This is a genomic window from Aeromonas sp. 62-46 (assembly GCF_001898585.1).
Taxonomy (GTDB): Bacteria; Pseudomonadota; Gammaproteobacteria; order Enterobacterales; family Aeromonadaceae; genus Aeromonas; species Aeromonas caviae.
Genome location: NZ_MKUI01000027.1, coordinates 1 through 21244 on the forward strand (window position 1 = coordinate 1; position 21244 = coordinate 21244).

Consider the following 21244-nt stretch of genomic DNA (forward strand, 5'->3'; position numbering starts at 1 on the left):
GTCAAGGTGGGGGCCCTGCCCGAGAGCACCTTCGTGGTGGCCGAGTTTGCACTGGATGAGGCGTTGAACCGGCCGTTCAACCTGCGCCTTGAGCTGGCAAGTGCCCAGCCCGACATCGACGTTGGCGCCGTGCTGGACCAGCCCTGTGAGCTGCTGGTGTGGTACAGCGGCGAGCTGCAGCGCCGGGTGTACGGGGTGGTCAGTGACTTTGCGCAAGGGGATAGCGGCTTTCGCCGCACCCGCTATCAGCTGCTGGTGCAGCCGGCCTTGTGGCGTCTGTCACTTCGCCAGAACTCCCGCATCTTCCAGGCGCAGAAGCCCGATGAAATCCTCTCCATCCTCTTGCAAGAGCACGGCATCACCGACTATGCGTTTGCCCTGAAAAACGAGCATGCCAAGCGGGAATACTGCGTTCAGTACCGGGAAACTGACCTCGATTTCGTGAACCGCCTCGCCGCCGAAGAGGGGATGTTCTACTTCCACGAGTTTGAAGCGGGCAAGCATCGCATCGTGTTTGCCGATGACGCGGCCGCCCTGACCGCCGGCCCCGAGCTCTTCTTCAACCTCGGCAACCGTTCGCTGGAACAGGGGCCCTACGTCCGTCAGTTCCACTATCGGGAGGCAGTGCGTTCGAGCGATGTGGAGCTCAAAGACTACAGCTTCAAGACCCCGGCTTACGGTCTCTCCCACAAAAAGCAGGGGGCGGAGCTTGAGCATCAGCGCGACACCTACCAGCACTTCGATTTCCCGGGCCGCTACAAGCAGGATGGCAGCGGCAAGGCCTTTGCCCAGCACCGGCTCGATGCGCTGCGCAACGATGCGGTGGCGGGCCAGGCTAAGTCCAACTGCGCGGCCTTGCAGCCGGGGCAGAGCTTCTCGCTTACCGAACACCCCAACGGCAGCCTCAACACCGACTGGCAAATCGTGCGCATCCAGCACACCGGCTTGCAGCCGCAGGCACTGGAAGAGGAGGGGGGCAGCGGCCCCTCCGTCTACCACAACGAATTCAGCGTAGTGAAAGCGAGCACCACCTGGCGGGCGCGCATCGGCAGCCCTGAGGCTCCTCACAAGCCGATGGTGGACGGTCCGCAAATCGCCATGGTGGTGGGCCCCGAGGGGGAAGAGATTTACTGCGACGAACATGGCCGGGTGAAGCTGCAATTCCCGTGGGACCGCTACGGCTCGAGCAACGACCAGAGCTCCTGCTGGGTGCGAGTCTCGCAAGGCTGGGCCGGCGGCCAGTATGGCATGATGACCATCCCACGCATCGGCCACGAGGTCATCGTGAGTTTCCTGGAGGGGGACCCCGACCAGCCCATTGTGACCGGGCGCACCTATCACGCCACCAACCGGCCGCCCTACGAGTTGCCGGCCAACAAGACCCGCACCGTGCTGCGCACCGAAACCCACCAGGGGGAGGGTTTCAACGAGCTGCGCTTTGAGGACCAGGCGGGCAAGGAAGAGATTTACATCCACGGTCAGAAAGACCTGAACGTGCTTATAGAGAACGACGCCGCCTGGCACATCAAGCACGACCAGCACACCGATATCGACAATGAGCGGGTGACCCGCATCAAGGCCAACGACCACCTGACGGTGGAGGGTGAGAAGCGCGACCAGATAAAAGCCGACTACTCGCTGACGGTGGATGCCAGCCTGCACCAGAAGCTGGGGCAGTCCCTGCTGGTGGAAGCCGGTCAGGAAGTGCATATCAAGGTGGGCGACAAGCTGGTGCTGGAGGCGGGTTCTGAAATAACCCTCAAGGGAGGCGGCAGCTTTGTGAAAGTAGACCCGAGCGGCATCAAGCTGGTGGGCCCCGCCATCAAACTCAATGCCGGCGGCAGCGCAGGCTCAGGCTCTGGCTGGGCTGGCAAGGCCCCCGTAGTGCCCAAGGGGGTTGAGGTGGTGAAAGTCCCTGAACTGGTTGAACTGGTCAAGGCGATTGCCACCGAGAAAGCGATGGAGGCACTCTTGAAAGAAGAGAAGCCTGGCGCGTTTTACCTCTTTTCTGAATAAGGAAACAGCATGAAGTTTGCATTTCCCATCCTCACAGCCACAGGGGAAGAGTTCAAGGACGTCAAGGCACTGACGGCGCTGATCAATGGCGAGCAATCGGGTCACTATCTTCTTGGCAATCACAACAAATGGCATGGCGGCATTCATATCAGCGACAAGAGTGCTCCTTGGTGCAAGGATAAGTACCCTGTCAGAGCCATGGCCGATGGCAAGGTGGTGGCATTCCGGATGATGAAGGATTACCTGACCTCTGAATTTCAGGGGGAGTCCTTGCGTTATTCCAACTGCTTCTGCCTGGTACAGCATGAATATTGTGAAGTGAATGCAGAGACCAGGGCGAAAAATGAGTTCACCTTCTACTCGCTCTATATGCATCTGCTGCCTTGGGATCAGTACCAAAGCACCGAGAAGCTGGTACTGAAGAAGGGGTGGAATGCGCGCAATTCCGTTCCCCATGCCAATCCCGATGCCGAGCAGCGGCGTGTTGATGCCGCCTTGCCGCGCTTCACCTTGCCCAAGGATACCGAGCTGGAAATGGACAGCAGTGTGCCATCCCAAAAGGGGAATGTTGGGGGCAAGGTGTATGACTTCATCAAGGTGATCATCAAGAGTCAGTTGTCCAATACCCAGATGAAAGAGGCCGAGAAGGCCGGTGTTGTGGTCAGTCAAGGGAGTTCGGTCTGGATCGCCAATAGCCCGGAAGCAGTGACCTTTATCAAGCCCAATGTGCCAACCTGGCTATTCGATCAAATAGATGCCGAGGTGCTGACGAATATGGTTGGTCGTGCGGATCCTGTTCTCAATGGGCCTACAGGTCGTCTGAGGGCAGGAGACCGAAGCGTTTCTCTGCCCGCAGGAACAAAAGTGACGTATGATGCCCACCAACTCGAATTCCATTGGGTGGGTGACAAAGCACGCAAGATGGCCAAATGCGAATATGTGACACCGAATGCAGATGGTGCTGCGGGTAGTTGCGGTATGGCCTGGGTGTGCGTCGAAGATGAATTTATCAAGGTAAATGCGCGTACACCTTCTCATCTTGGTGAGCTATATGTGTTGCCATCTCCCGTGGCTATTGCCGCAGGTGAGACCATCGGCTATCTCGGCCTGGTGGAAACGCCTGGCTCTTTGATTGGTGGCAAGAAGAGCAAGCATCAAGTCCATCTTGAAATCTTCACCCAGGATCCCAGACTGGACGATGTATTGGCCAACAAAGCGGGAACAAAAGGTGGTGCCACCTATGCCAAGGTCCCGGCGGGACTCATCTTGCACGAGAAGAAAAAGCAGGATGGTAAAGATCTCTGGGTGGCAACCGGTGACAAGAGTCTGGAAGCGCTGGTTGAATCACCAACGTTTGAAAAAGATGCCGCCAAGCAGGAGTGGGTCAGCATTTCGTCAGGAAAATATGTCAAGAAAGAGCAAGTGGAGCTTTTGAGCCAGCATGACTGGCTTAAGATTGGCTTTAAAAAGGTTGATGGTTCAGGATCAGATGGTTATCTGGACCCGGATGTGCCGCCTACTTTCTTTACCGAATTGGTAATCAGTTTTGATACCGACAAGAGCGGTGAACTGAGCAGTGAAGAGATCCAGGCCGCGCTGCAAAATAGCAGCAATGCAGAGCAACTTCACAAGCTTATCGTAAAGCATCCCAGCGAGTGGTATGAAAAATCGTCGGCCAGCAGTTATCTGTGGCTGGAAAAACTGATGGCTAAAATTGGCTTGCCTGATTTTGACCTGCTGGTGGATCATGAAAAACAGCGCATCGATAAGCTGGAATGGATGCAGACTGCTGCTAGTTTAAAGATTGGTCCTAATATTTATCACATTTACCCCATAGCTATTTATGGAAAGAAAAAAGATCGATTTGTAGTAAACTATACGCACTATAGGTATCCACTATCGTATGCACTGGATAAACAAATGGCAATCCCTTCCCAGTATGCCCCCAAAGTAGGAAACTATAAGATAGCAAGTCGAAATGAAGTGTTGGTGAATCTAACTCCAGACGATGACGTCACTAAAGATTCTATCTATCAATTTCTTGATCTGTCTAAGTATTCTGAAGTTTCAGATGATGAAATAAATAAGTTTTTGTTTGGTCAAGGAGTTTTGGAAGGGAAAGGTTCTGTTTTTACGTCTGCAGCTAAAAAATATAATGTCAGTGAAGTATATCTTGTTTCCCATGCATCACTAGAAACTGGTCGAGGGACATCAGGGTTCGCACGTGGAAAAGAATTTAACGGAATTAAAGTTTATAATATGTATGGAATTAATGTTAGAGATGATAAGCCTTCACTAGGCACAAAGTATGCGTTTGATAAAGGATGGGATTCTATTGATAAAGCAATAGATGGAGGGGCTAAATGGATCTCTGATAACTTTGTTAACCATCCCAAATACAAACAAAATACACTCTATAAAATGCGTTGGAACCCCGCATCACCAGGTGAACATCAGTACGCTAGCGATGTTCTGTGGGCCAAACATCAAATACCTAACATGAAGAAACGATTTGATATTTTTCCAGATGCCGTTCTATACATAGATGTTCCTGTTTACGAGGAGTGATTGGTGAAAAGTATATTTTATCTTGTTTTTTTACTACTTTCTTTCAGTGCTCAATCCGAGTGTGAAAAAATGAGTTTTTCGAGTGTTGATACTGATTATGAAGGCGTGAACTATGGTCTTTCAGATGTCATTGTGACCTCGAAAGGGAGAACTTTTTTTTATGATTTTCCACTCGAAAAATGTAAATCAAATAAAGTTTTCATTATTAATGGTGATAAAGCAGTATCATATGCATCATATAATGGCTTCCAATATATAAATTATTTAGATAGAAATGGAATAGTACATGCTGGATGGGTTAAATCACCTCGCATCAGCAAAGATAGCATATCGACAGATAAATTAAATGTGAGAGAAGGTGATTTCTTTGTAGATTTCAATGGTACTGAAATACATATTGACAATAGTTACAGTGATATAGCATGGCTATTTGATAATCTCACTGAAATAGATAATGGGAATAAATATATAGATTTATTTAGAACTATAAATGGGGTTGATTATAAGTTTTATCAACACGATTTTGACCCTATTTATATAGAGTCATCCAATCTTAACTATGATAAAATAAAAAGAGATTTTGATGATTACAGAATAACTAGGATTACCCTCAAGAGCGATATAGGGTTTAGCAGTAGGGGGATTTTTGTTGGAAGTAAAATGCTTAACGTCCTAAAAGTATATGGTAAGCCTTCAGCGATACAAGATGGTGATTTAATTTACTATTATGATAATAAATCAATACGTTTCATCGGCTCAGAAACCGTTAAGCAAATAGATATTTCAATAAACCCAGTATGACATGGAGTTATTGACTGACTGTACAGATCTAGTTATCACCTGACACCGGCTTCAGCCGGTGTTTTCTTGTGTCATCATGGCTTGGGAGGCCTGCCTGGTCTGTACAATGAAAGCGGGTTGCGTACGAGATACAAGCGTTTCTGCTGGTGATTCAGCCACTTTCTGTAGTCCTTGAGCTTGGCTATTAAAGTACCGCGCTTGATTAATTTATTTCTGTTTTGGCAAGAGATGAAGGACTGACTGGTGGCGTTATGTACGCTGCAACACCTATTGATGAAGATGAGATGCTGGAATAACAGGGCCGAAAAATAAATTCTGTGACAATGCTTTCATTTTTATAATTTCATGCCGAAAACAAAGACGTAATTTATATGGTGTTAATTAGGTTTTTCTTGAAATACCTCTTTGTGGGTGTTTTGGGGGCTCGGAAAATAATAAATGCATGTAGCATATAGCTTTTTTAATTTCACTCTCCAGTCCAATAGAGGCATTAATAGGGTTCGACTTGATGGAGATCAACATAAAGGGGGAGGGGGAGGCATAGCATTCCCGCAATTAAGCATTTGTCAAACAATGCTCACTGACGGGAATAAGAAGAATGGTCGAGGATACTTTTTTATCGGCTCATGGAATTAATCGCCGTGACTTTATGAAATTGTGCGCCGGGATGGCCGCAACCCTTGGATTAAGCCAACACGCCGTGGCCAAGATGGCCACCGCGCTCACCAGCCCCGAGCGACCCCCGGTGATCTGGATAGGGGCGCAGGAGTGTACCGGTTGCACCGAGTCGCTGCTGCGCGCCACCCACCCCACCATCGAGAACCTGGTCCTCAACACCATTTCGCTGGAGTACCACGAGGTACTCTCGGCGGCCTTCGGCCATCAGGCCGAAGAGAACAAGCACAATGCCATCGAACGCTACAAGGGCAAGTATGTGCTGGTGGTGGACGGCTCCATCCCGCTTAAAGATGGCGGCATCTACTGCATGGTGGCCGGTGAACCCATCGTCGACCATATTCGCCGCGCGGCTGCCGATGCGGCTGCCGTCATCGCCATCGGCTCCTGCGCCGCCTGGGGCGGGGTGCCCGCCAGCGGCGGCAACCCGACCGGCGCCGTCAGCCTGGAGGAGGCCCTCGGCAACCTCGGCACGCCGATTATCAATATCCCGGGCTGCCCGCCCAACCCCCACAACTTCCTCACCACGGTCGCCTACTACATCACCTACGGCAAGCTGCCGGCGCTCGATGCCAAGAAGCGGCCGCTGTTTGCCTATGAACGGCTCATCCACGAAAACTGCGAGCGCCGTCCGCACTTCGACGCCGGCCGCTTCGCCAAGGAGTTCGGTGACGAGGGCCACCGTCAGGGCTGGTGCCTCTATCACCTGGGCTGCAAGGGGCCGGAGACCTACGGCAACTGCTCGACCCTGGAGTTCTGCGACGTGGGCGGCGGTATCTGGCCGGTGGGCATCGGCCATCCCTGCTACGGCTGCAACGAGCAGGGAGTGGGTTTCAGCAAGGGGATCTTCCAGCTCGCCAAGGTGGAGAATCCCACCCCGCGGGTCAACAAGCCCGACGTGGCCATTCAGGAGGGAGGGCACATGTCGCCCACCGCCACCGGCCTTATCGGTGGGGCGCTCGGGGTGCTGGTCGGGGTGAGTCTGATGACGGTGCGCGAGCTCGGTCGCCAGCAGAAGCGCCATGAAGCCGAGCAGCACTCATCACGGGAGGAGTGACCGTGAACAGACGCAACTTCCTCAAATTCGCCTCCGTCGGTGCGCTGGCGGCGGGCACCACCGTCTCCGGCACTGCCCTGGCGGCGGCCGAGAACAAGCCGCCCATTCCCGGCGCGCTCGGCATGCTCTACGACTCCACCCTCTGCATCGGCTGTCAGGCCTGTGTGGCTGAGTGTCAGCGCCTCAACGGCAACCCGGCCAATCCGGCCGGGGAAGCAACCTGGTCCAACAACGACAAGCTGAGCCCCTACACCAACAACATCATTCAGGTGTGGAAGAGCGGCACGGGTGAGCACAAGGATCAGCTGGTGGATGGCTATGCCTACATCAAGAAGCAGTGCATGCACTGTGTCGATCCCAACTGCGTCTCCGTCTGCCCGGTGCAGGCGCTGACCAAGGATCCCAAGACCGGCATCGTCCATTACGACCCGGACGTCTGCACCGGCTGCCGCTACTGCATGGTGGGTTGCCCGTTCGACGTGCCCAAATATGACTACGACAACCCGTTCGGGGCGATCCACAAGTGTGAGCTCTGCAACCAGAAGGGGCTTGAGCGCATCGATCAGGGCAAGCTGCCCGGCTGCGTCGAGGTGTGCCCCACCGGCGCCGTCATCTTCGGCACCCGCGAGGCGCTGATGGCCGAGGCCAAGCGCCGGCTGCTGGCCACCCCGGGCAGCGAATATGCCTACCCGCGCCAGACCTTCAGCGCCAACGATCCCTACCTGCATGAAGTGCCCAACTACCAGCCTTACGTCTATGGCGAGAAGGAGGGGGGCGGCACCCAGGTGCTGGTGCTGGCCGGGGTGCCCTACACCAAGCTCGACATGCCTGACTTGCCGGAGCTCTCCTCCGGGGCGCGCTCCGAGCACATCCAGCACACCCTCTACAAGGGGATGGTGCTGCCGCTGGTGGTGCTGACCGGGCTCTCGGTGCTCATTCGCCGCAACACCAAGGACCATCAGGATGGCGACGATCATGACTCGCACGCGGGCCATGACAAGCAATCGGGAGGCAAGGATCATGAGTAATCACAAGGCACATCCGCTGGGGGGCAGGCTGGTCAGCTGGCCGGTCATGGTGCTGGCGCCGTTCGTCATCCTGTGCGGCATGCTGATCCTCAAACGCCTCATCTTCGGGCTGGGCTCGGTCACCGATCTGAACGGCGGCTACCCCTGGGGTCTCTGGATCTCCTTTGACCTCTTGATCGGCACCGGTTTCGCCTGCGGCGGCTGGGCACTGGCCTGGGCGGTCTACGTCTTCAACCGGGGCGAGTATCACCCCCTGGTAAGGCCAGCCCTGCTGGCGAGCCTGTTCGGCTATTCGCTGGGCGGCCTCTCCATCACCATCGACGTTGGCCGTTACTGGAACTTGCCCTACTTCTACATTCCGGGTTTCTTCAACACCTCCTCGGTGCTGTTCGAGACAGCGGTCTGCATGACTATCTACATCGGGGTGATGGCGCTGGAGTTTGCCCCCGTACTGTTGGAGAAGTTCGGCTGGAAGGCCTCCATGGCGCGGCTCAACAAGATCATGTTCTTCATCCTGGCGCTGGGGGCCCTGCTGCCCACCATGCACCAATCCTCGATGGGCTCTTTGATGATAGTGGCGGGGGAGAAGATCCATCCGCTCTGGCAAAGCTACGAGCTGCTGCCGGTCTTTTCGCTTCTGACCGCTTTCATCATGGGCTTCTCCATCGTGGTGTTTGAAGGCTCCCTGGTGCAGGCGGGGCTGGCGGGGCGCGGCCCCAACGAGAAGTCGCTGTTCTACAAGCTGACCCAGGTGATCGACATCTTCCTGATCCTGTTTGTGGCGCTGCGCTTTGCCGAGATCGTCATCAACGACAAGTCGGAGTATCTCTCCCAGTGGAATCGCTATGCCTTGATGTTCTGGAGCGAGATCGCGCTGATGATCTTCCCGCTGCTGGTGTTCCACTGGGACAAGAGCCGCCGCGATTCGCGCATGTTGTTCCTGGGAGCTCTCAGCATGCTGCTGGGCGCCGCCCTCTGGCGACTGGACTACTCCCTGCTCGCCTTCAACCCCGGCAATGGCTACCACTACTTCCCCTCCGCGGCGGAAGTGCTGATCTCCCTGGGCTTCGTCGCCATCGAGGTGTGTGCCTATTTGCTGCTGATCCGGCTGCTGCCGGTACTGCCATCACTTGAACGTGTTCACCAAGATTATCAGGCCCGAGGGAAAGCCAACGTATGAGCCAACGTATCACCATAGACCCCATCACCCGCATCGAGGGTCACCTGCGTATCGACTGTGAAATCGAAGGCGGCGTCGTCACCAAGGCCTGGTCGTCCGGCACCATGTGGCGCGGGATGGAGGAGATCGTCAAGGGCAACGACCCGCGCGATGCCTGGATGATAGTGCAGCGCATCTGCGGGGTGTGCACCTCCATTCACGCCATCGCCTCGGTGCGGGCGGTGGAGAACGCCATCGGCGCCAAGGTGCCGGTCAATGCCCAGTACATCCGCAACCTCATCATCGCGGCCCACAACATCCACGATCACATCGTCCACTTCTATCAGCTCTCCGCGCTGGACTGGGTGGACATCACCGCCGCACTGCAGGCCAATCCGCAAAAAGCGGCGGACATGCTCAAGGGGGTATCGACCTGGTCCCTCAACAGCGCCGACGAGCTGACCAAGGTGCAGGAGAAGATCCGCGCCCTGGTGGCGAGCGGCCAGCTCGGCATCTTTGCCAACGGCTATTGGGGCCACAAGGCGATGAAACTGAGCCCGGAGGTGAACCTCATCGCCGTGGCCCACTATCTGCAGGCACTGGAGTGCCAGCGCGATGCCAACCGCATCGTCGCCATCCTCGGCGGCAAGACGCCCCACATCCAGAACCTGGCGGTGGGCGGGGTGGCCAACCCCATCAACCTGGATGCACCGAGCGTGCTCAACCTGGAGCGGTTGCTCTATGTGAAGAGCTTTATCGACCGGCTCGGCGAGTTCATCGAGCAGGTCTACAAGGTGGATGCCGCCATCATAGCCGCGCACTACCCCGAGTGGCTGAACCTGGGGCAGGGGGCCAAGCACTACCTGAGCGTGCCGGAGCTGCCCACCGACGGTGACGGCGGCAGCTTCCTGATGCCCGGTGGCTACATCGAGAATGGCGATCTGGCCGGCTATCGCCCCATCGAGAGCCATCAGGATGCCTGGCTGATGGATGGCATCGCCGAGAGCAACAAGCACGCCTGGTACAAGGATGACGAGCCCCTCAAACCCTGGGAGGGCAAGACCGAGCCCAACTACACCGGCTGGCAGGATGACGGCAAATACTCCTGGGTCAAATCCCCCACCTTCTATGGCAAGGTGGTGGAGGTGGGGCCGCTCGCAGACTTGTTGGTGAAGCTCGCCGCCAAGCACCCGGAGACGGTGACGCACTTCGATCAGCTGAACGGCATCTACAAGGCGCTCACCGGCTCGGCCATCACACCTGCACAGCTGCACTCCACCATGGGCCGCATCATCGGCCGCGCGGTGCGCTGCTGCGTGCTCAAAGACACCCTGTCACATCAGTGGAAGGCGCTGGTGGACAATATCGGCAAGGGGGACACCACCGCCTATATCAAGGCAGAGATCCCGGCGGACAAGGAGTTTCGCGGGGTGGGCTTTGAAGAGGCGCCGCGCGGCATGCTCTCTCACTGGATCGTCATCAAGGGCGGCAAGATCGAGAATTATCAGGCGGTGGTGCCGTCGACCTGGAACTCGGGCCCGCGCAACTTCAACGATGAACCCGGCCCCTACGAGCAATCCCTGGTGGGCACCCCGGTGGCTGACCCCGCCAAGCCGCTGGAAGTAGTGCGCACAGTCCACTCGTTCGACCCCTGCATGTCCTGCGCAGTGCATGTGGTGGATACCCAGAATGGCGAAACGACTCAGGTGAAGGTGCTGTGATGAACACCCTGATCCTGGGCGTGGGCAACCTGCTCTTGAGCGATGAGGCCGTCGGCGTGCGCATCGTCGAGGTGTTGGAGCGCAACTACCGTTTCGCCCCCGGCATCGAGCTGCTCGATGGCGGCACCGCCGGCATGGAGCTGCTCGAAGCGATGGCCAGTCGTGACCACATCATACTGGCGGACGCGGTGCGCAGCGGTAACCCGCCGGGCACAGTGGTGACCCTGAAAGATGAGGAGATCCCGACCCTGTTCGGTCGCAAGATCTCTCCCCATCAGCTGGGGCTGGCGGACGTGCTCTCGGCGCTGCACATGACAGGGGAATCCCCCAGGCGGCTCACCCTGATCGGGGTCGAGCCCGAATCCCTCGAACCCCGCATCGGCCTCACTCCCGTGGTGGCGGCGGCGCTGGGGGAGGCGACGGATCGGATCCTGACCCTGCTGGCCAGTCTGGGGGCTCCGGCCACCCCGCTATCCGAGCAGGAGAAGGCCGAGCGAGCGCGGGAGGGCGTATGGCGCAATCCATTGTGAATGAGGTAGTGAACAAGACAGTGAACGAAGCCGCGAGAGAGTCGGCGCTGGAGTTTGCCGGTTTTGCCACCAATCCCGCGCCTCTGCTGGTAGCCCAGTACGAGCGGATCGCGCAGCAGGAGATGCAGGTGCTGCCCTTCTATCACGCCAGCATGCCCATTGTGGCGGAGTGCGTGTTGTTTGAAGGTCAGTGGCTTGGCTGCGTGCTCACCCCCTGGATGCTGAGTGTGGTGGTGTTGCCGGGGCCGGATCAGCTCTGGCCGGTGCGCGGCAGCAGCGAACGCCTCGCCCTGCAGCTCCCCTGCGGCAACCTGACCTTTATGGTGGGTGAATTGCCCGAGACGGGGCAGTTGCTGGCTTGCTCGCTCATGTCCCCCATCGACCCGCATCTGGGGGCCGACGAGGGGCGTGCGCTGGTGAGCAGTACCCTCAAGATGTTGCTTTCGCTTCCGGTGCAGCAGGGGGAGGGCGGCGTGAACTTGAGCCGGCGCCGCCTGTTCGGTGCCCGTCGCGGCCTGGGACTCGGCGCCACCGAGTCCTAGGCCCCAGGGCGCATCTGCCATAGTTCGGGGCCCCTGTCGGCCCCCTCGTTCGATGTATCGCCCGGCGCCCCTGTGTCGGGTGGTTCAGATGGATAAGGAGTCTTATGATCATCCCCCGTCATCCCCGCAGTCAGGTTCGCCTTTATGGCGCCCCTGTGGTTGCCACCCTCCTGCTGGCCCTGCTCTCGGGCGGTTTCTCTACCATAGCGCTGGCGGCCCAGCCCGTCCCCGCCGAACTCAAGCTCGCCATCGGCGCTGAACCCACCGAAGGGTTTGATCCTCTGCTCGGCTGGAGCCACGGCAGCTACCTGCTGCTACACAGTCCGCTGCTCAAGCAGAACGCCGATCTCAGTTGGCAGAATGTGCTCACCCAATCGGTGACCCCGAGCAAGGATGGCAAGGGGTGGCTTATCCGCCTCAAGCCGAACCTGACATTCTCCAACGGTGCACCGCTCACCGCCGAGGATGTGGCCTTCACCTACAACAGCGCAGCCCAAGGCGGCGGCAAGATCGACATGGGCAACTTTGTCTCGGCCAAGGTGCTCTCGCCCACCGAGGTTGCCATCACCCTGAGTGCTCCCCAGAGCACCTTCGTCAACGTGCTGGGATCTTTGGGGATAGTGTCGAAGAAGGATTACGACGCAAAAGCCTATGCCCAAAAGCCGGTCGGTGCCGGCCCTTACCGGCTGGTGAGCTTCCTGCCCGGTCAGCAACTGGTGGTGGAGGCGAACCCCTATTACGCCGGCGGCAACAATGACTTCAAACGGCTGGTGTTTGTCTTTATCGATGAAGAGAGCGCCTATGCCGCCGCCCAGAGTAGCCAGCTCGATGTGGTGCGCATCGCCCCCTCGCTGGCGCCCACCGTGCCTGCTTCCCTCAAGCTGTGGGTGCGGCCGAGTGTCGAGAACCGCGGCATCGTCTTCCCCATTCCGCCTGCGGGCGGCAAGGATGCCAAGGGTTATCCCATCGGCAACGACGTGACCTCGGATGTAGCGGTGCGCCGCGCCATCAACTACGCCATCGACCGCAAGCTGCTGGCCGATCAACTGCTGGAAGGGCACGCCATCCCCGCCTACAGCGCGGTGGAAGGCTTGCCCTGGCTAAACAAAGCCACCGCCTTCAAGGATGGGGATGCGGCCCACGCCAACGCCCTGCTCGACGAGGCCGGCTGGAAGATGGGCAGTGACGGCATTCGCCACAAGGGCGACCTGCGCGCCGCCTTTACCCTCTGGTACACCAGTGGCGACAGCACCCGCCGGGATTTGGCGGAAGCGGTGCGCGCCATGCTCAAGTCCATCGGTCTTGAGGTGAGCCTCAAGTCCGGCAGCTGGGAGCAGGTGGAGCGTGAGATGCACGCCAACCCAGTGCTGATGGGGTGGGGGAGTCTGGATCCCATGGAGCTCTATCACCACTACCAGAGCGGCTCCGGTGGGGTGGAGTTCTACAACCCGGGCTACTACAGCAACCCTGTGGTGGATGGCCACCTCATGCAGGCGCTGGATGCCCCGAACTGGCAGGCGGCCGTGCCGTTCTGGCAGCAGGTGGAGTGGGATGGCAAGACCGGCGCCGGAGTGCAGGGAGATGCCGCCTGGGCCTGGCTGCTCAACGTGCAGCACACCTATCTCGCCAACCGTTGCATCGACCTTGGCAAGGGGGCGCCGGAAATCCACGGTAGCTGGTCCCTGCTCAACAACCTGCAGGATTGGCGGTGGACGTGCCGTTAAGTTCGTCCACTATGATGACTGCTACTCTAAAAGCCCTGCTGCGTCTGGCAGGGCTGTTATGTCTGGTCTCGGTCGCCACCTTTGTGCTGCTGAGTTACTCCCCCATCGACCCCATCAAAGCCTATATCGGCAACGATCTGCTCCATGTGCCGCCGGAGCAGTACGCCCGCATCGCCGTTCGCTGGGGGCTGGATCAACCGCTCTGGCTGCGCTACTGGCACTGGTTTAGCCAGGTGCTGCAGGGGGATCTCGGTTACTCCATGCTCTACAACGCACCGGTGGGTGAGGTAATTGGCCAGCGCTTTGCCGCCTCCTTCCTGCTGCTGGCGGGTGCCTGGCTGCTCTCCGGTTTTTTCGGGATTCTGCTGGGCCTCTGCGCCGGTCGCTATCTCAATCGCTGGCCCGATCGTCTTATTTGCCGCTTTGCCTACCTGCTTGCCTCCCTTCCCACCTTCTGGGTCGGCCTGTTGCTGCTCGCCCTGTTTGCGGTGCACTGGCCTTGGCTTCCGGTCTGCTGCGCTTGGACGCCGGGGCTCTCTGCCGATGAAGCGGACTGGTTGATGCGATTGCGCCATCTGTTGCTGCCGGTGACGACCCTATCGCTGCTCGGGGTGGGCAACATTGCCCTGCATACTCGGGCGCGGGTGGCCGAGGTGCTGGAGAGCGACTTTATTCGCTACGCCCGCGCTCAGGGGGATGGCGGCTGGCCCATGCTGCGTTTTCACGTGCTGCGCCACGCCCTGACCCCGGCCATCTGTCTGCAGTTTGCCTCCCTTGGCGAGCTGATTGGCGGGTCGCTCTTGGCCGAGAAGGTCTTCTCCTACCCGGGGCTCGGTCAGGCCACCGTGGATGCGGGGCTGCGGGGGGATATCCCCCTGCTGATGGGAATCGTGCTCTTCTGCACTCTGCTGGTCTTTTTGGGCAACACGGCGGCTCGGGTGCTGCTGGCCCGCATCAACCGGGGCTGGGAGGGCGAGCATGCTGTTTAATCCGCTCCCCTCCTTGCTGCGTCTTGGCTTTGCGCTGATCTGCCTGCTGCTACTGGCCAGCTACGGCTGGAGCCTCTCTCATCAGGATGTGCCGATGGATCTGCTGGCGCGCCAGCAGCCCCCCTCGCTGACCCACTGGTTCGGCACCGATCAGATGGGGCGGGATCTCTGGTTGCGCGCCTTTCAGGGCACCCTCACCAGTCTGGAACTTGGGCTAGGCACGGCGCTCTGCAGTGGCCTGCTGGCCATGGTGGCGGCAAGCGTGTCGCTCGTTCATCCCAGATGTGATGCGGCGGTGCGAATGGTGATCGACGCCATGCTGGCGCTGCCCCATATGCTGCTGCTGATCCTGATCTGCTTTACCGTGGGGGGCGGCATGCGCGGGGTGATCCTGGCGGTGGCGCTCACCCACTGGCCCAAGCTGGCGCTCATTCTCTGCGCAGAAGCGCGGCGGATCGTCTGCAGCGACTATGTGGTGCTGGCCCGCTGTCAGGGGATGGGGGCGCTGCGTCGCTGGCGCATCCACCTGCTGCCGGGGCTGTTGCCCCAGTGGTTTATCGGCACCTTGCTGATGTTTCCCCATGCGGTGCTGCACAGTGCGGCGCTGAGCTTTCTCGGCTTTGGCCTGGCGGCCCACGAGGCCTCGCTGGGTCTGCTGCTGGCCGATGCGCTGCGTTATCTGGCCGGTGGCGGCTGGTGGCTGGCCCTCTTCCCGGGGCTGATGTTGCTGCTGTTGGTGTTGCTCTTTGATCAGGCAACCCGCGCTCTGCAACAGCTGTTGTGGCACAGGAGTGAACCATGCTGAGTTTTGACCATGTGACCATAGAGGCGGCCCACTACTCTTGGCTGGGACGGCGCAGCTGGCAGCCATTGCTGACCGATATCAGTCTGCAACTGGCGCCGGGGGAGATAGTGGCGCTGGTGGGGGGGAGCGGCGAGGGCAAGAGCCTGCTGTTGCAAAGCGCTCTGACCCTGCTGCCGGACAATCTGAGGATGCGCGGCTCCATCTCCCTTGATGGCGTGCCCCTGTGCGATGCCAGCCGGACCCGTTTACGCGGCCACACCCTCTGCTATGTGCCACAGGGAGTAAGCGCCCTCAATCCATTGCTGACGGTGGAGCGCCAGCTGGGCCGTGCGGCACGTCTCTGCGGCCAGAACGGTTCCCGCGAGCGGCTCGGTGAGCAGCTGCTGCGCTACCAGCTGCCCACGACCACCCTGGACAGATTCCCGCGCCAGCTCTCCGGCGGCATGGCCAAGCGCATTCTGGCCTGCACTGCGGCGCTCGGCGGCGCCCGCTACATTCTGGCAGACGAGATCACCGCCTGGCTCGACGAGGGGCTGGCCTGTCTGCTGCTCGGCCAGTTGCGTGAATTGGCCAATCAGGGCAGCGGTATCCTCTGGGTGACCCACGATCTGGCGCTGGCGGCCCGCTTTGCCGATCGCATTGTGGCGCTGCATCAGGGGCAGGTGAGCGATACTTTGAGCTGCCACCATCTGCGTCAGGGGCAGGGGAGCGAGATGCTCCGCGCCCACTGGCAGGCACTGCCGGAATTCAACGCGCTCTTCTCTGTGCCGGAGGTTTCCTGATGTTTGAAGTACGAAATCTCACTATCGCCCAGGGGGAACGTCCCCTCTGGCAGGGATTGTCGCTGACGGTGAAAGCGGGCGAGCGACTCGGTATCTCTGCGCCGAGTGGCCATGGCAAGACCACGCTGGGGCGGGTATTGGCGGGTTGGCAACCGGTTGGGGCTGGCGGGCAGATCCTGCTGGATGGGCAGCCGGTGCCTGAACAGGTAAAAGGTTATAACCCCATCCAGCTGGTGCCCCAGCACCCGGAACTCACTTTCAATCCCTATCGCACCACCGGGCAGGCGCTCTGGGATGTATGGCGCCCCGATGACGCCATGCTTGCCCGCTTTATGGTCAAGCCTGAATGGCTCGGTCGTAAACCCGGCCAGCTCTCCGGTGGTGAGCTGGCCCGTATCGCGCTGCTGCGCGCCCTCGATCCTCGCACTCGTCTGCTGATTGCCGATGAGGTGACAGCCCAGCTGGATCCGCAGATTCAGCGCCAGCTCTGGCGGGAGTTGATGATTGAGTGCGAACAGCGCGGGCTTGGCATGGTGATATTCAGTCACCAGCAGGCACTGCTGCGCCAGATCTGCCATCGGGTGCTACGTTTTGGTGAGGTGCCTGCGGAGCAGGAGGCGATGGCCCGTAGCGTGGCCTGAGGGTTGGCTTTCCCCTCATCCCCAACCCTTCTCCCGCAAGGGGAGAAGGGAGCAGAAGGTGCCATTTCGCCAGGCTCGGGGTTTAGGGTTTGGAGAACCTCTGGGTTTGAAAATATGGCTGGTTGTTATGCTCGAAGCTCCCCTGAGGGGTTTGAGGGAATCGTATTGTTGCAGCATGTTGCCTGTATCCACGAACCGGTTCCCTCTCCCTGGGGAGAGGGTGAGGGGGGCGAGTATGAAACGCTGGCTATTCGGTATAGAGAGAGCGCCTGACAAGGTTCGCAGATTTCGCAGATAAAGAGAGGGAGGCATCAGCCTCCCTCTTTTGTTATCCACCGTTATCAGCGGTTGTGATCTATCCGCACTCAGGCAGTCGCCAGCCAGTTGAGCCAGGCATCCATCCCTTCACCTGTGGTGGCGCTTACCTGGATCACCTGGATATAGGGGTTGACTCGTTTGGCGTTCTCGATGCAGCGGGCAATGTCAAAGTTGACGTAGGGCAGCAGATCGATCTTGTTGATCACCATCAGCTGGGCGGCGGCGAACATGTCCGGGTATTTGAGAGGCTTCTCCTCCCCCTCGGTGACGGAGAGGATCGCCACCTTGTACTTCTCGCCGAGATCGAAGCTGGCGGGGCAGACCAGATTGCCGACGTTCTCGATAAAGAGGATGCCCCCTTCATTGGCGGGCAGCTGGTGGCAGGCGTCGTGGACCATTTTGGCGTCCAGATGGCAGCCCTTGCCGGTGTTGATCTGCACGGCAGGGACGCCGGTGGCACGAATGCGATTCGCATCTCTGCTTGTCTGCTGATCCCCTTCGATCACCGCGCAGGGGCGCTTGTCGGCCAGCTGGCGCAGGGTTTCGCACAGCAGGGTGGTTTTGCCTGAACCCGGGCTCGACACCAGATTGAGCACCAGCTGGGCCGCCTCGTCGAAGTGTTCGCGGTTGTGGGCGGCCAGCGCGTTGTTCTTGGCCAGCACATCCATCTCGATGGCGATCAGCTGGCGCTGCCCCATGCCGGGCACCGACAATCCCGCTTCCCCTTTGCCATAGTGCAGATCACCCTGCTGATGGTCATGGTCATGGTCATGGTCATGGTCATGGCTGTGATCATGGGGATGCGCGTGGGAATGGCCGTGGTCATGAGAGTGGGCATGTTCATGATGATGGTCGTGTGGGTGATCATGCCCCTCATGGCTCATGGGTGCCCGCACCCCGTGGTAGTGGTGATGGACATCCCCCTGATGGTGGTAGTGGTGGTGAATGATCAGGGTGCGCGGCGCACTCTGATCGTGGCCATGATGGTGATGGGCGTCATGAGCATGATGATGGCCATGCTCATGGTTATGTTCATGTTCATGATGATGCTCATGATCGTGCTCATGGCCGGCGATCCGCGCCTGGCCGCATCCGCATACGCTACACATATCAACTTACCTCGATGTCGGTGATGCGCAGGCTATCACCCTGCGCGACTCGTAATTTGTATCCGCCACACTCGGGACAGGCCTGCCCGCGCGCGGTGAGGGTGACCGTCTGGTTGCAGTCGTAACACCAGGCCTCTGCCGCCTGGTGCTGAAAGTGCAGCTGGGCCCCTTCGACGGCGGTGCCCTTGGCGGCGGCCTCGAAACAGAAGGCGATGGTGTCCGGGTCGACGCAGGAGAAGCTGCCGACCTCGAGCCAGAGGGCGGTCACCTTGGTAAAGCCCCGCTGGGTGGCCTGTTCGGCCGCCAGATCGATGGCGGCCATGGCCAGAGACATTTCGTGCATGGTGGCTCCTTAACCGATATGGGGAGGAGCAGTGACTCCTCCCTGTAATTGACGGAACGGCATGGCCGGTCAACAGATCCGCGGCAGCAGCTCCCCTTGCGGCAGCTCCAGATAACGGCGGCTGCCCCAGGGGTTGTTGAGGATCACCTTGTGACGATCGCTTGCCTGCACCACGCCGATCTGGCTGGCGGCGGGGTTAAATTGTCGCAAGATGCCCAGTGCGTCCTGCGCCTGTTTGGCAGGCAGGGCCAGCACCATGGTCCCCTCGTTGGCGAGATCATGGGGCTCGAAACCATAGAGCTCGCACAGGCCACGCACCGGATCGCACACCGGAATGGCGGACTCCTCCAGCTCGATGGCCACCTGGGAGGCGCTGCTCCACTCGTTGAGCACGGCGGCAAGGCCACCGCGAGTGGCATCGCGCAGGGCGTGAGGGGTAATACCCGCTTTTAGCAGCGCTTCTACCTGCGGCCAGAGGGTGGTGCAGTCGCTCTTGAGATCGGAGCCCAGTTGCAGGGCGTCACGGGCCATCAGGATGCAGGCGCCGTGGCTGCCGATATCCCGCGACACCAGGATGGCGTCACCGGCTTTGAGGTTGCGCACCGAGATGCCCCGGCTCTGCTCGGGCAGCGGGAAGGTGCCGACCCCGCTGGTGTTGATAAAGATCTTGTCGGCTGCCCCCTTGGGTACCACCTTGGTATCGCCGCAGACGATGCGGGCGCCGCTGTTGGCAAGCTCGGTCGCCATCGACTCGACGATGCGGACCAGATCGGCGTAGGGGAATCCCTCCTCGATAATAAAGCTGGCGCTCAGATACTCGGGTTTGGCCCCCATCATGGCGAGATCGTTGACCGTGCCGGCGATAGCCAGCTTGCCGATATCGCCCCCCTCGAAGAAGAGCGGCGAGACGGTAAAGCTGTCGGTGGTGAAGGCGACGGGGCCGCTGACCGGCAGCAGGGCGGCATCTTCACCGCGCAACAGGATCTCGTTGCCAAAGTGGCGAAAGAAGAGCTGATTGATCAGCTGGTTCATTTCCACTCCGCCGCCACCGTGGCTAAGTTGGATTTCTCTCATCGTTCCTGGATCCCCATATATCGGTAGTAGGCATTGCAGGCCCCTTCGGAGCTGACCATGCAGCTGCCCATGGGCTGGGTCGGGGTGCAGCCCCGGCCAAAGACTTTGCACTGGTTCGGCTTGGCCAGCCCACGCAGGATATCGGCGCACTGGCAGGCCTTGTGGTCATCGATGGGGGTCTCACTGAGTTGAAAGTGACGTTCCGCATCGCGCCTGGCGAAGGTATCGCGCAGGCGCAGAGCGGAGGCGTTGATATCCCCAAGGCCCCGCCAGCGAAAGTGCTCGCGGGTCTCGAAAAAGCGCTCGACCAGCCGCTGGGCGGCTTTATTGCCGCTGGCAGTGACGGCGCGGCTGTATTGCACCTCCAGCGCGTAGCGACCCTCCACCTTCTGGCGCACCATCATCAAGAGCGCCTCCATCACATCCACCGGCTCGAAGCCGCTCACCACCACTGGCACCTGATAGCGGTCGACAATGGGCAGGTAGATATCGGCGCCGGTGATGACGCTGACGTGGGAGGGACCGATAAAGGCGTTCACCTTGGCCACCCCGTCGGCCATCACCGCATGAATGGCGGGGGGCACCAGCACATGGTTGATATGAAACAAGAGGTTCTCGATCCCTTGCTCTTCCGCAGCAGCCAAGAGTGCCGCTGTCATCGGGGTGGAGGTCTCGAAACCGATGGCGAAGAAGACCACGGTTTTTTCCGGGTTCTCACGAGCGATGCGCAGGGCGTCGAGGGGGTCATAGACGGGGCGGATATCGCTCCCCTTGGCGCGCTGCTGGGCCAGCGTGCCTTTGGAGCCCGGCACCCGGATCATGTCCCCCAGCGTCACCAGAATAACGTTGGGCTGGCGGGCCAGCTCGATGGCCTGATCGATGCGCTCTTTGGGCATGATGCAGACCGGGCAGCCGGGGCCGTGGACAAACTCGATGCTGGCCGGCAGCAACTGGTGCAGGCCGTACTTCATGATGGTGTGGGTATGGCCGCCACACACCTCCATCACCCGCAGCGGCTCGGGCAGATCATTGGCCAGTTCGGTGATCTGGGCGGCGAGGGAGCGGATCACCTGGGGCTCACGAAAGCCCTGAAAGAGGTCATTCAAGGTCAGCATGGCAGCGTCTCTTGTTTGGGCATCAGGGCCACCATCTGGCGGAAGCTCTCGAGGCTGGCCTGCGCCTCCGCTTCGTCAATCTTGCTCATCACAAAGCCGATATGGAGCAGCACATAGTCGCCAATGTTGAGAGGCTCTTCGAGCAGCATGCAGCTGACGCGCCGCTGCACCCCCAGGGTGTCGACGGTGACGCAGTTATCTTCGGGGTGCAGTTGCACCACCTGAGAGGGGATGGATAGACACATGG

At 59.2% G+C, this 21244-nt stretch carries 20 protein-coding genes; 15 read left to right on the plus strand and 5 right to left on the minus strand.

The genetic code is table 11. The features are described 5' to 3' along the window. From BGO64_RS09310 to BGO64_RS09375, 14 genes are all read left to right on the plus strand, one after another. A partial coding sequence (locus BGO64_RS09310; protein ID WP_286700551.1) for a type VI secretion system Vgr family protein occupies positions 1-2016 on the plus strand: 2016 nt, incomplete at its 5' end. 9 nt (positions 2017-2025) lie between these two features. After that, positions 2026-4584, plus strand: coding sequence for an N-acetylglucosaminidase (locus BGO64_RS09315; RefSeq protein WP_286700552.1), 2559 nt, complete (start codon positions 2026-2028; stop codon positions 4582-4584). A gap of 3 nt (positions 4585-4587) precedes the next feature. Continuing rightward, entirely contained in the window at positions 4588-5385 is a 798-nt protein-coding gene (locus tag BGO64_RS09320) for a hypothetical protein (RefSeq protein ID WP_286700553.1), read from the plus strand. 598 nt (positions 5386-5983) lie between these two features. Continuing rightward, entirely contained in the window at positions 5984-7117 is a 1134-nt protein-coding gene (gene hybO, locus BGO64_RS09325) for a hydrogenase 2 small subunit (protein WP_286700554.1), read from the plus strand. A gap of 2 nt (positions 7118-7119) precedes the next feature. Next, a complete protein-coding gene (gene hybA, locus BGO64_RS09330; RefSeq protein WP_042015680.1) occupies positions 7120-8145 on the plus strand; it encodes a hydrogenase 2 operon protein HybA in 1026 nt (341 codons plus the stop codon). Then, complete coding sequence (gene hybB, locus BGO64_RS09335) at positions 8138-9325, plus strand: Ni/Fe-hydrogenase cytochrome b subunit (protein WP_024941907.1); 1188 nt, start codon at positions 8138-8140, stop codon at positions 9323-9325. The genes hybA and hybB overlap by 8 nt, the downstream gene beginning before the upstream one ends. Then, a complete protein-coding gene (gene hybC, locus BGO64_RS09340) occupies positions 9322-11025 on the plus strand; it encodes a hydrogenase 2 large subunit (protein ID WP_286700555.1) in 1704 nt (567 codons plus the stop codon). The genes hybB and hybC overlap by 4 nt, the downstream gene beginning before the upstream one ends. Then, positions 11025-11555, plus strand: a complete 531-nt coding sequence (locus tag BGO64_RS09345; RefSeq protein ID WP_167826295.1) for a HyaD/HybD family hydrogenase maturation endopeptidase — start codon at positions 11025-11027, stop codon at positions 11553-11555. Before hybC ends, BGO64_RS09345 begins: the two co-directional genes overlap by 1 nt. Beyond that, complete coding sequence (hybE, locus tag BGO64_RS09350; RefSeq protein WP_286700556.1) at positions 11537-12097, plus strand: hydrogenase-2 assembly chaperone; 561 nt, start codon at positions 11537-11539, stop codon at positions 12095-12097. Before BGO64_RS09345 ends, hybE begins: the two co-directional genes overlap by 19 nt. Positions 12098-12201: 104 nt before the next feature. Further along, positions 12202-13821 (plus strand): ABC transporter substrate-binding protein, encoded by a 1620-nt coding sequence (locus BGO64_RS09355; RefSeq protein WP_286700557.1) that lies wholly within the window; start codon positions 12202-12204, stop codon positions 13819-13821. Continuing rightward, complete coding sequence (locus tag BGO64_RS09360; protein WP_502686716.1) at positions 13806-14810, plus strand: ABC transporter permease; 1005 nt, start codon at positions 13806-13808, stop codon at positions 14808-14810. The genes BGO64_RS09355 and BGO64_RS09360 overlap by 16 nt, the downstream gene beginning before the upstream one ends. Next, the gene (locus BGO64_RS09365; RefSeq protein WP_286700559.1) at positions 14800-15615 is read left to right on the plus strand and encodes an ABC transporter permease; all 816 of its coding nucleotides are present in this window, start codon (positions 14800-14802) and stop codon (positions 15613-15615) included. The genes BGO64_RS09360 and BGO64_RS09365 overlap by 11 nt, the downstream gene beginning before the upstream one ends. Next, a complete protein-coding gene (locus BGO64_RS09370; RefSeq protein WP_286700560.1) occupies positions 15609-16397 on the plus strand; it encodes an ATP-binding cassette domain-containing protein in 789 nt (262 codons plus the stop codon). Before BGO64_RS09365 ends, BGO64_RS09370 begins: the two co-directional genes overlap by 7 nt. Then, a complete protein-coding gene (locus BGO64_RS09375) occupies positions 16397-17038 on the plus strand; it encodes an ATP-binding cassette domain-containing protein (protein ID WP_286700561.1) in 642 nt (213 codons plus the stop codon). Before BGO64_RS09370 ends, BGO64_RS09375 begins: the two co-directional genes overlap by 1 nt. A 365-nt stretch (positions 17039-17403) precedes the next feature. On the opposite strand, the gene hypB is transcribed toward BGO64_RS09375, so the two are convergent. After that, positions 17404-18240 carry a hydrogenase nickel incorporation protein HypB gene (gene hypB, locus BGO64_RS09380; RefSeq protein WP_286700562.1) on the minus strand — a complete coding sequence of 279 codons (837 nt, stop codon included), beginning with the start codon at positions 18238-18240 and terminating at the stop codon, positions 17404-17406. On the opposite strand from hypB, the gene BGO64_RS09385 reads away from it, so the two are divergent. Next, complete coding sequence (locus tag BGO64_RS09385) at positions 18121-18489, plus strand: hypothetical protein (protein WP_286700563.1); 369 nt, start codon at positions 18121-18123, stop codon at positions 18487-18489. The two genes, hypB and BGO64_RS09385, sit on opposite strands and share 120 nt — an antisense overlap. Here the strand turns inward: BGO64_RS09385 and hypA are convergent. The 4 genes from hypA to BGO64_RS09405 all read right to left on the minus strand — a co-directional run bounded on the left by hypA (position 18467) and on the right by BGO64_RS09405 (position 21242). Next, on the minus strand, positions 18467-18808 hold the full coding sequence (gene hypA, locus BGO64_RS09390) for a hydrogenase maturation nickel metallochaperone HypA (RefSeq protein ID WP_286700564.1): 342 nt from the start codon (positions 18806-18808) through the stop codon (positions 18467-18469). The two genes, BGO64_RS09385 and hypA, sit on opposite strands and share 23 nt — an antisense overlap. A gap of 69 nt (positions 18809-18877) precedes the next feature. Further along, the gene (gene hypE, locus BGO64_RS09395) at positions 18878-19882 is read right to left on the minus strand and encodes a hydrogenase expression/formation protein HypE (RefSeq protein ID WP_286700565.1); all 1005 of its coding nucleotides are present in this window, start codon (positions 19880-19882) and stop codon (positions 18878-18880) included. Next, positions 19879-20997: a hydrogenase formation protein HypD gene (gene hypD / locus BGO64_RS09400; RefSeq protein WP_286700566.1), complete on the minus strand. Its 1119-nt coding sequence runs from the start codon at positions 20995-20997 to the stop codon at positions 19879-19881. Before hypD ends, hypE begins: the two co-directional genes overlap by 4 nt. Next, on the minus strand, positions 20991-21242 hold the full coding sequence (locus BGO64_RS09405) for a HypC/HybG/HupF family hydrogenase formation chaperone (RefSeq protein ID WP_201968897.1): 252 nt from the start codon (positions 21240-21242) through the stop codon (positions 20991-20993). Before BGO64_RS09405 ends, hypD begins: the two co-directional genes overlap by 7 nt. Between the last annotated feature and the right edge of the window lie 2 nt (positions 21243-21244).